Raw genomic sequence first — 10,844 nt, 5'->3', positions numbered from 1 at the left:
TATCAATTGATAAACAAGGCTTAAATCATTCACTGAAAGGCGGAATATAACCCGCCTATTTGGCGAGTAAATCCCTCACTTCGTCGTGATTAATATGGCGAATATCTTTACCTTTAACAAAGTAGATAATGTATTCAGAAATATTCTGACAACGGTCACCTACACGTTCTAGTGCACGTGCACACCAAAGTACATTCAGTACTTGTGGGATTGAACGTGGATCTTCCATCATGTACGTCATTAATTCACGAATGATACTTTCGTATTCACGGTCAACTTTGACATCTTCTTGATATACTTTAAACGCCGCATCAACATCCATACGCGCGAAAGCATCCAGTACGTCATGTAACATTTTAACCGTATGACGGCCCATGTTTTCCATGCTTACCAGCGGCGGTGATTTCTTGTTACGGTTTTCAATCACAGTGCGGGCAATACGGTCAGCCACATCACCAATGCGTTCTAAATCGGTAATGGTTTTAATGATGGCCATGACCAGACGTAAATCACTTGCTGCCGGTTGGCGCTTTGCAATAATACGTGTGCAAGCTTCATCAATCGCCACTTCCATTGAGTTGACGCTTTTATCGGTATCGATGATCTTGTTGGCACTATCAATATCTTGTGATGATAATACTTCAATTGCTGAGTTAAGTTGTTCTTCAACCAATCCACCCATCACCATTACTTGGTTACGAATACTTTCTAACTCTGCATTAAATTGGCCAGAAATATGACGGCCTAATGTTAAATTATCCATTTTGTGTCCTTTTGCGTGTATTCACGCTAATTCTTTATTAAATCTAACTCTTTATTAAAACAAAAAAGTCTTAATTAACCGTATTTACCCGTAATATAATCTTCTGTCTGCTTTTTAGCGGGTGTGGTAAATAACGTATTCGTATCTGAGTATTCAACCAGCTTACCCATATACATAAATGCAGTATGGTCTGATACACGCGCAGCTTGTTGCATGTTATGCGTTACGATAACAACGGTGAATTTTTCCTTCAGCTTTGTGATCAATTCTTCAATAACCAATGTCGAAATAGGATCCAGTGCCGATGTTGGTTCATCCAGCAATAAGATCTCAGGCTCAATGGCAATAGCGCGAGCGATAACTAAACGTTGCTGCTGACCACCCGATAAACCGAATGCATTCTCGTGTAAACGGTCTTTCACTTCATCCCAGATTGCTGCACCACGTAGTGAAGATTCAGCCGCTTCATCTAAACGACGTTTATCATTGATGCCTTGTAAGCGTAAACCATAAACTACATTTTCATAAATTGATTTAGGGAATGGATTAGGACGCTGGAACACCATACCAACATTACGACGCAGTGTTGCTACATCAACATCACGGTCATAAATATTTTTATCATGTAAGTTAATATCGCCTTTAATATGGCAGATATCAACCAGGTCATTCATGCGGTTAATACAACGTAACAGGGTTGATTTACCACAACCAGACGGACCGATGAAAGCGGTGACTTGTTTTTTCGGTATTTTCATACTCACATCAAACAAAGCTTGCTTGTCACCATAGAATAAATCTAAGTTTTTAATTTCTAATGCTGTATCTGCTGCTGATAAGTTATTAACATCTAAGCTTACTGCATCAGTCAAATTTGAACTCATATCAATCATGTTCTTTCCTATAGCTCTAAATTTTTGAATTTTTCGCGTAAATGGTTACGCACACCAATGGCCGTTAAGTTTAGTCCGATAATAACCGTGACTAACAAGAACGACGTGGCATAAACTAATGGTCTTGCCGCTTCTACGTTTGGACTTTGGAAACCAACATCATAAATGTGGAAACCTAAGTGCATGAACTTACGTTCAACGTGAATGTACGGAAAGTTCATATCAACCGGCAGTGTTGGTGCAAGTTTGACTACACCCACTAGCATTAACGGTGCAACTTCACCCGCAGCACGCGCAACAGCAAGAATAAGACCCGTCATAATAGCCGGACTTGCCATTGGCACAATAATACGCCATAACGTTTCAAACTTCGTTGCACCCAGTGCCAGCGAACCTTGACGTAATGATGTCGGAATACGCGATAAGCCTTCTTCCGTTGATACAATTACCACAGGTAACGTTAAGATAGCCAATGTTAATGCCGACCATAATACCCCTGGCGAACCAAATACCGGTGATGGTGACGATTCAGGATAGAATAGTTCATCAATAGAACCACCTAACATGTAAACAAAGAAACCCAGACCAAATACACCGTATACGATTGATGGTACACCGGCGAGGTTAATCACCGCAATACGGATCATTTTCGTTAAACCATTCTTCGGTGCATATTCGTGTAAGTAAATCGCTGCAACCACACCTAATGGCGTCACAATAACAGCCATCAACATCACCATAAAGATGGTACCAAAGATAGCCGGAAAAACACCGCCTTCGGTATTTGCTTCACGTGGGTCGCTGGTAATAAAGCTACCCATGTTACCAAACCAATGACCGATCTTACTGACGATACTCATGTCGTTCGGGTAAGTCACGTCCAGCACGTTTGATAATGGAATACGAACTTCTTCACCACGCATGTCTTTGACAATAACAGCATCACGATTAGCTTGGTCACGATAACTGAATAATTGCGCTTCATCAATTTGGTATTCGGCACGCAGTCCTGCAGAAATCTTGCTGTATTTCGCTTCAATCTCGCTAGTCAGTTCATCTTTCAGTTCATAACTACGTAACTTTAAGCGAATACGCTCTAACTCATAGTTAACTGAACTAATATCACCTTTCTGTAGATCTTGTGCTTTGTCGTTCAATGCGACAGCACGGTCAATCAAGGCATCTAATTGCGCCGCAGACGTTAAGGTCTTCTTCACCCCATCTTCTTCGATAGCAACCGGGTAACCGTAAAAGTTACCGTTATTGAAACGTTCAAACACAGCAACTGCAGCTGGTGTTGATTGCTCGGTAATTGCAGGCCCCAGTAACCAGCTGAAATCTAAATCAACATATTCACGGTTACCGGTTTTAACTAAAATACGCTCTACTGTTTCTAGCGTCGGGTCAATCTTGACACCCGCTTCGAGTAAGCGCTGAATAGGCACGACTTCACGGTCGTAAATCTCACCAATAATAGTGCGACTTGAGCCATCTTCTAGCTGTACATTAAATTCATGTATCGCACTTGGCCAAAAGTAAGTCAGACCACGCCATGCGATCAACATTAACAAACCAAGTACTGCAATCAAACTTATGCTTACAGCACCACCTGTCATCCATATCCAAGGCGATCCTGAGCGAAACCAATTTTTCATTTTAATATCCTAGTTACAAGCATTAGATTAAATCGCGCTGTATTTTTCACGTAAACGCTGTCTCACGAATTCCGCAATGGTATTGAATATAAACGTCAATACAAACAGTACGAAGGCTGCTAAGAACAGGACGCGATAATGCGAACTACCCACTTCTGATTCAGGCATTTCTACCGCAATGTTGGCTGCCAATGTTCTCATACCAGAGAAGATATTGAAGTCCATTACCGGGGTATTACCGGTTGCCATTAATACAATCATCGTTTCACCAACCGCGCGGCCTAGACCCATCATGACAGCAGAGAAGATACCTGGACTTGCTGTTAGCAATACCACTTTAACCAGTGTTTGCCAGCTTGTCGCACCTAACGCTAATGAACCTTGCGTTAAATGTTTTGGTACACTGAAAATCGCATCTTCAGCAATCGAGAAGATAGTCGGAATAACCGCAAAGCCCATCGCAATACCCACAATCAGTGAGTTACGCTGGTCGAAACCAAAGATATCATTGATGTAAGCACGTGCATCACCATCAAATACTAAATCTTCTACTAGCGGGCTAGCTAATACCGATAAGTAACCCACCAACAGTAATACTGGCAATAGGATGATAACGTGTGCGCCTTCAGGAACACGATTTACAAATGACTGTGGTAAGAAATGCCAAATTGCAGCCACCAGTACGGCGGAGAATGGCAATAACACCGCGATCATCATGACCCCAGGTAAATGCATTTCCACAAACGGTGCTAACCACAGACCCGCAAGGAAACCAAGGATCACCGTTGGTAAGGCTTCCATAATTTCAACGGTTGGTTTGATTACTTTACGTAAACCAGAATTCATGAAGTAAGCAGTATAAATAGCACCCGCTACCGCAATCGGCACCGCGAATAACATCGCATAGAATGCCGCTTTAATGGTACCAAACGTGATTGGCACTAAGCTTAATTTCGCTTCGAAGTCATCTGATGCTGATGTTGACTGCCAAACATAATCTGGTTCAGGATAACCTTCATACCAAACTTCTTGCCACAATGCGCTCCATGTTACTTCTGGATGCTCATTGGTTAGCTTGTAAAAACCAATACCTTGTTCTGATTCAACCATAAACGCATTTGCGCGAGGAGAGATAGCAACGTGTTGCAGTGAACCCATTTTAAGGTCTTGGTGTAATAATGTTGTTTCGCCAGTAGTATGGAAAATGCTTAAGCTATTATCCGCCCCCACAGTCATGAAACCTTTACGTGAATATTCAATGGTAATATCAGTCACACTTGATTTAGCATCGAACTGACGAATCTTAGTAAACTTACGCTCACCGTCTTTCGCCACTTCAAACCACTGACTGACTACGCCATTGTCATTACCAACTAATAATGAACTTGCACCTGTGAGCAATGCCACATGAGTAACATTCTGTTGGTGTTCATTAATGTCTAACACTTCAACAATGGAAATATCATCGGTATCACGGATATCGTAGATAGACAGTTTGTTACCACTGCGCATAAAAATGAAACGGAAGTTAGGTGTTAGCAATACTTGGTCAATATCCATTGGCATTGAAGGCAGTTCGATTCTTTCACTGCTCCACTCCAACTCTTCTGTCATGAAGTTTTCTTCAGCAACGTAGCGTAATAACACACCACGATTATCGGCGGTTACCGCAACAATCGCAGCGTTTTCACCTTCAACTTCAATGGCAATATTTTTTAGTGTTTGCCCTTGGCTATCAATTTCAATCGGTTGTTGGCCAAACGGAAACTCAATTTGTGGGGTAATGAGTCGTACATCATTCGGATAAGTAATATCGAAATCTGCTGCAGCGACAATCGCATGACCATCATTCAAACCGAATACCACGGCTGATGATGTTGGTCCACTTAGACCAAATGATGCGGCTTGTTGTGGTAATGCATACTGCATTAACGCCACACTAGGATCCATAGTATTAAAGAAGTTAATCCCTAAGTCACTATAACGGTAAGCAATCTCGTTTTGCTCTTCCATTGCTAATGCATAGGTTTTACCAGCAAAAGATTGGCTGTATTGTGCTTTAGATTCTACTTTCGCAGATTCAAAAACCGGATAAACCACATATAATAGATAGAAAAATATTAACAAAAGTGTCATCAGTACAACACCACCGCCCATTTTAATACCGTATTCTGCAAGTTTATCTTTAAGTAAACGCTTGCGGGAGCCCGCAATCGTTAAAGAAAACTGTTCAGCCATCTTTCCCTCGTCTTTAGCTGTAATTAATCACAACGGGATTATAGGTAATATATATGACAGTTATATGACATCACGCAACAAGGTTACATATATTCCACTTTAGCTCGACTGAGTTCTGATATTTACATAACGACACTATATTTATGCATGCTATTTGCATATAGTACGCCGCATCATATTAAGTGATGAAAATAGCTAAAACGCCACATTTACATCGAATTTCTTACAGTAGGGTTTAGTAATGCTTAAACAACTGATCGTAACGCTTATCGGTGATGATAAATCAGGACTCATCAATAATTTATCACGTGTAGTCGCAGAGCATAAAGGGAATTGGCTAGCCAGTAACATGAGTGAGCTCGCTGGACAGTTTGCAGGTATCTTACAAATTTCAGTCGAAGATGAATATTACCGTGATTTATGTGAAGCATTGAGCCTCATTCCAGGCCTGACCATCAATTTCGCGGAAGGTAAAAATCAAAGTGTTTGGCAAAAATCACCTTGTCTCATTATTCAAGATAGCGATCGCCCTGGCATTATCAATGAAGTATCTCAGGTACTGACGCAGCATGACATTGAATTGAAAGCGATCACAACCCATTGTAAAGATTTGTGGCAATCTGATAACAACCGCTTTTACGCCAAATTGAAACTCGCGTTACCAGAAAACTTAGATATGGATAAATTCAATATTGCGCTTGCAAAAATTTCACCTACTTTAATTTCTGAAATGACCGAAGCGTAAAACATCGCACAAACAAAACGGCGCTATTATCAATAAGATAATGGCGCCGTTTTTCTTTCATGTAGCCACATAATCACATTGTAACAATCAATATTCATGCTGATTAACGGTCACAATCAACCGTCATAAACCAGTCATAAACCAGTCATAAACCAGTCATAAATGGTTTCACAACCTCAATATAAATATCAAGCGTTAGCTCGTTTATGACACATTGATTAACGTGACTTTACCGTCTTCATCCACTTCTGCAATATGACCTTTTGGCTCTTCCATCAAGAGTAAAGCAATAAAGCCAACGATAGCAGTCACCGCAATAGCATAAAAGAATACTTGCGTTGATACGATTGAATACAGCGTTAGATAAAATACCGCACCGACATTACCATACGCGCCAGTCATACCGGCAATCTGTCCTGTTAAACGACGTTTAATTAACGGCACTGCAGCAAATACCGCACCTTCACCAGCTTGCACAAAGAACGAACACGCCATTGCAGCTGCGATAGCAAGACCAAGTGACCAATCCGCCGTGATTTGTGACATGGTGTAATAACCAACCGCTAAACCCGCGGTCAGGATAAGTAGTGTTTTCTTACGACCAAAGCGATCACTAATCCAACCGCCACCAGGGCGAGACATTAGATTCATAAAGGCATAAGAAGCCGCAACCATACCCGCTTCAGCCATCCCTAAGCCAAATGTTTCAGCAAAGAATAACGGCAGCATAGACACCACGGCTAATTCAGAACCAAATGTTGAGAAGTACAATACATTAAGCACAGCGACTTGCTTAAACTTATAACGCTCAATTTCAGGCACTTCTTTAACAAAGATATCACTGTTTACTTGGTATGTTTTCCAGCAATCGAGTACATACAATACTGCTAAACCAATATAAACCGCATGCGTCGTCGCCTCGGTAAACATATCAACTTGTAATAATTTCCACGCTAATAGGTCGAGCGTTAAATACATAGGTAATTTCATGAACAGCAGCAAAAAGAAATCACTTTTGCTTGTCACTTCCATTGCCCCGCCTTTTTTAGGACGGAAATAAGTCGCACCTTTTGGTGTATCTGTGACATTAAGATAATACACAACACTGAATGCTAAGCTCATTAAACCAGTAATGGCAATCGCATAACGCCAGCCATCAGGGCCACCAAACAATAACGCTACTGTCGGTAGTGTGAATGCTGCAGCAGCAGAACCAAAGTTACCCCAACCGCCATAAATACCTTCTGCAGTACCTAACTCGTTGGCAGGAAACCATTCACTCACAATACGAATACCAACCACAAAACCCGCACCAATCAGACCCATCATGAAACGCGCAATGGCCAATTGTTCGAATGTCGTCGCCATCGCAAACATAAAGCATGGAATTGAACAGACGGCTAATAAGGTAGAATAGACAATCCGAGGCCCGTATTTATCGGTTAACATGCCAATGATAACCCGCGCAGGGATCGTTAACGCCACATTCAAAATAAGTAAGGTTTTCACCTCTTCCGTGGTCAGTCCCATACTGTCTTTAATAGCCAACATTAATGGCGCGGCATTAAACCAAACCACAAACGTAATAAAAAATGCCATCCACGATAAGTGTAAGGTTTTCATCTTCCCTGAAAAAGACAATATGTTAAATTTTTCTTGTCCCATAAAAAATCCCTCTTAAATAATTAAAACCAAATATAAAATTTTTATCCTAGCTAAGGTACTGCAACACTGATGCCAACTAAGGGATACATAAGTAAACCATTAACTATCAATAACTTAAACAATAAAAATAAAAAACATTTAGACCTAGACTAAAAAAATGCACCAAGTTGGGGATTAAATGTGATGAATGTATCACTTTACGAGCAATAGTTCTAAGCTCAGCGATAAGTAGATCTGCGCCATAAAAGGCGAGTCGAGACTCAGTACGCCAGAATGCAAAAAGCCCGCTAAATAGCGGGCTTCAAATCATTTACTTAAGTAAGTCGTATTACAGTGTAATGCCGGCTTTCTTAAGGTCTTTTGATGTAACTGAGTTAGGTAGTGGGATGTAACCATCTTTCGCTACGATCTTCTGACCTTGTTTCGATAACATCAATTTCAAGAACTCAGTTTGCATTGGTGATAATGCTTTGTTTGGCGCCTTGTTGATGTAAACATAGAGGTAACGAGACAGTGGGTATTTACCTGATGCTGCGTTATCTAATGTGGCATCTATGTAGTTAGTGCCTTTTTTAGCTAATGCGACTGCACGTACACCCGATGTTTTATAACCGATACCTGAATAACCGATTGCATTCAATGATGATGATACCGATTGTACAACAGATGCTGAACCTGGTTGCTCATTTACGTTGTTCTTGAAGTCACCTTTACACAGTGCTTTCTTCTTGAAGTAACCATAAGTACCTGATACTGAGTTACGACCAAATAATTGTACGTCACGCTCTGCCCAAGAACCTTCTAGACCTAATTCACCCCAACGTTCAATACGCTTAGATTGGCCACATTTTAGTGTGCTTGAGAAGATTGCATCAACATCAGCAATTGTTAAACCTTTAATTGGGTTATCTTTGTGTACGAATACTGCTAATGCATCAATAGCAACACGAATTGCAGTTGGCTTGTAACCGTAACGCTTTTCGAACGCTTCAATTTCTTTCGACTTCATTTTACGGCTCATTGGTCCGAATTGTGAAGTACCTTCCGTTAGTGCCGGTGGCGCAGTAGAAGAACCAGCCGCTTGAATTTGTACATTAACACTTGGGTAAGTATGTTTGAATTCTTCAGCCCACAACGTCATCATGTTTGCTAATGTATCTGAACCAACTGTAGATAGGTTACCAGAGATACCACTTACTTTTTGGTATTCAGGTAATTTAGGGTCTAGACCTGCTGCAAATGCGCTTTGTGAAGCGATTGCTGTCATTGAAATCCCTAATGCTACAACAATTTGTTTAATATTCATTTTTTACTTCTCCAAGTATAATGTTTTGTTTCGTCTCGATGACTACTAATTTAAAATTCGTATCTCGTTTCTGTGACTACAAGTATCCAATAAACTGATGACAATAATATGAACGAAACATGACGGTTTGATGACAGCGACACATTTTTACCAAACTATTTTAAATTAACCGTTTCAAATAAACGCTTACAGATAAAAATTAAAAAGCCCATTACATAACGAATGGGCTTTTGCTTGGTCGACCGAACTGCAGGAACAGCACTAGAGCCTAATGACGTTTTACCTGTGTAACCTGCGGCAATGTAAAGCTAAAGCAACTGCCTTTATCTACCTTACTGTCAATCTCTAACAAACTGTCATGATTGGTCAATACATGTTTAACGATCGATAAACCAATACCCGACCCCCCTGAATCACGTGAACGCGCATCATCGACACGATAAAAACGTTCGGTTAAATGGTGCACATGCTCTGCAGAGATACCATCGCCATTATCGGTCACACTCAATAAGCCACCAGCAGCGGTTTGTTTCCACTCCACGACAACTTTACCTTGTTCAGGTGTATAACGTACCGCATTGTAAATTAAATTAGACACCGCACTGCGTAATTGCGATTCATCACCCATGGCAAACAACCCATGTTCGATATGAAACTCAACCTGCAAGGCTTTATCCGCCCCTAAAATTAATACTTCTTGCTCTAACATCGACAGCATAAACGGTATATCAACTTGTTTTTCAAAGTCGACAGCCTGTGCAGCTTCAATACGAGACAAGGCCAGCAATTGATTCACCAATGAATCCATACGTGCCGTTTGTTCAGACATCACTTTATGTGCACGCAAAAACATTTTGTCCGACTCATCCGGTTCCAGCATTTCCAGATAACCTTTTAATACGGTTAACGGCGTCCGTAATTCATGCGACACATTACCCATAAAATTACGTCTGACTTGTTCCAGTTGACGCAATTCGGTGACATCACGCGCCACCAGCATCGACTGGTCATCAGTATAAGTCATGATACGGATTTCTAATGTTTTCGAATTATGCGTCGGAGAAGTGATCTCTAATGGCTCTTGGTAATCTTTAGAATTCAAATATTGGATGAAATCCGGGGTACGGATCAAGTTACCAATATGTTGATTGGCATCTTCTGGCCATTTCAAGCCGATCATTTGTTGCGCTAATTTATTACACCACATAATCGAGTAGTCAGTATCTAACGCCACTACCGCATCGGGCAGCGCTTCTGCACCTTCACGAAAACGGCGGATCACCACGCGCAGCTCTTTACGCTTACGTTTATGGCGACGCTGCAAACTGTAGATACCATTAAAAATAGCTTCCCAACTGCCTTTACCTTCAGGCGGTGTCGCACTGCGTCCTACCCACAGCCATTTATGCAATACATATTGATTACGATATAGGGCAATGATATTAACCACAGTGGCAATGAGTAAACTCAATGTGATGTTATCAAAGACTAAACCAACAAGAAAAAACGGGATATACCAATAAAGCAGTCGCCATAAGCCACTGACAAAAACATTCGTTTTATTCATATTGTAACTTCA

8 protein-coding genes are annotated in these 10,844 nt (G+C 41.0%); 1 reads left to right on the top strand and 7 read right to left on the bottom strand.

The genetic code is table 11. The annotated features are described in order from the left end of the window. Positions 1 to 55 precede the first annotated feature (55 nt). The 4 genes from phoU to A923_RS0108110 all read right to left on the bottom strand — a co-directional run bounded on the left by phoU (position 56) and on the right by A923_RS0108110 (position 5,549). Positions 56 to 763 (bottom strand): phosphate signaling complex protein PhoU, encoded by a 708-nt coding sequence (gene phoU / locus A923_RS0108125; RefSeq protein WP_017221171.1) that lies wholly within the window; start codon positions 761 to 763, stop codon positions 56 to 58. 74 nt (positions 764 to 837) lie between these two features. Next, the gene (pstB, locus tag A923_RS0108120) at positions 838 to 1,656 is read right to left on the bottom strand and encodes a phosphate ABC transporter ATP-binding protein PstB (protein ID WP_017221170.1); all 819 of its coding nucleotides are present in this window, start codon (positions 1,654 to 1,656) and stop codon (positions 838 to 840) included. Positions 1,657 to 1,664: 8 nt separating this feature from the next. Next, positions 1,665 to 3,311: a phosphate ABC transporter permease PstA gene (gene pstA / locus A923_RS0108115; protein WP_017221169.1), complete on the bottom strand. Its 1,647-nt coding sequence runs from the start codon at positions 3,309 to 3,311 to the stop codon at positions 1,665 to 1,667. Between the two features lie 27 nt (positions 3,312 to 3,338). After that, positions 3,339 to 5,549: an ABC transporter permease subunit gene (locus A923_RS0108110; protein ID WP_017221168.1), complete on the bottom strand. Its 2,211-nt coding sequence runs from the start codon at positions 5,547 to 5,549 to the stop codon at positions 3,339 to 3,341. A gap of 241 nt (positions 5,550 to 5,790) precedes the next feature. Between A923_RS0108110 and A923_RS0108105 the strand changes: the two genes are divergently transcribed. Continuing rightward, on the top strand, positions 5,791 to 6,294 hold the full coding sequence (locus A923_RS0108105; RefSeq protein WP_017221167.1) for a glycine cleavage system transcriptional repressor: 504 nt from the start codon (positions 5,791 to 5,793) through the stop codon (positions 6,292 to 6,294). A gap of 204 nt (positions 6,295 to 6,498) precedes the next feature. Here the strand turns inward: A923_RS0108105 and A923_RS0108100 are convergent, their stop codons facing one another. From A923_RS0108100 to phoR, 3 genes are all read right to left on the bottom strand, one after another. Next, positions 6,499 to 7,959 carry a NarK family nitrate/nitrite MFS transporter gene (locus A923_RS0108100; protein WP_017221166.1) on the bottom strand — a complete coding sequence of 487 codons (1,461 nt, stop codon included), beginning with the start codon at positions 7,957 to 7,959 and terminating at the stop codon, positions 6,499 to 6,501. 328 nt (positions 7,960 to 8,287) lie between these two features. After that, entirely contained in the window at positions 8,288 to 9,265 is a 978-nt protein-coding gene (locus A923_RS0108095; protein ID WP_017221165.1) for a PstS family phosphate ABC transporter substrate-binding protein, read from the bottom strand. A gap of 268 nt (positions 9,266 to 9,533) precedes the next feature. Next, positions 9,534 to 10,832, bottom strand: a complete 1,299-nt coding sequence (gene phoR / locus A923_RS0108090) for a phosphate regulon sensor histidine kinase PhoR (RefSeq protein ID WP_017221164.1) — start codon at positions 10,830 to 10,832, stop codon at positions 9,534 to 9,536. Between the last annotated feature and the right edge of the window lie 12 nt (positions 10,833 to 10,844).

The sequence above is a fragment of the Moritella dasanensis ArB 0140 genome, assembly GCF_000276805.1.
Lineage (GTDB): Bacteria > Pseudomonadota > Gammaproteobacteria > Enterobacterales > Moritellaceae > Moritella > Moritella dasanensis.
The sequence above is the reverse complement of the archived record's forward strand: the minus strand, read 5'-3'. Positions and strand labels throughout refer to the sequence as shown.

Excerpts from the sequence above, each read along its gene's own strand:
- phoU (WP_017221171.1), bottom strand. The coding sequence starts at position 763 with ATGGATAATTTAACATTAGGCCGTCATATTTCTGGCCAATTTAATGCA.
- pstB (WP_017221170.1), bottom strand. The coding sequence starts at position 1,656 with ATGATTGATATGAGTTCAAATTTGACTGATGCAGTAAGCTTAGATGTT.
- pstA (WP_017221169.1), bottom strand. The coding sequence starts at position 3,311 with ATGAAAAATTGGTTTCGCTCAGGATCGCCTTGGATATGGATGACAGGT.
- A923_RS0108110 (WP_017221168.1), bottom strand. The coding sequence starts at position 5,549 with ATGGCTGAACAGTTTTCTTTAACGATTGCGGGCTCCCGCAAGCGTTTA.
- A923_RS0108105 (WP_017221167.1), top strand. The coding sequence starts at position 5,791 with ATGCTTAAACAACTGATCGTAACGCTTATCGGTGATGATAAATCAGGA.
- A923_RS0108100 (WP_017221166.1), bottom strand. The coding sequence starts at position 7,959 with ATGGGACAAGAAAAATTTAACATATTGTCTTTTTCAGGGAAGATGAAA.
- A923_RS0108095 (WP_017221165.1), bottom strand. The coding sequence starts at position 9,265 with ATGAATATTAAACAAATTGTTGTAGCATTAGGGATTTCAATGACAGCA.
- phoR (WP_017221164.1), bottom strand. The coding sequence starts at position 10,832 with ATGAATAAAACGAATGTTTTTGTCAGTGGCTTATGGCGACTGCTTTAT.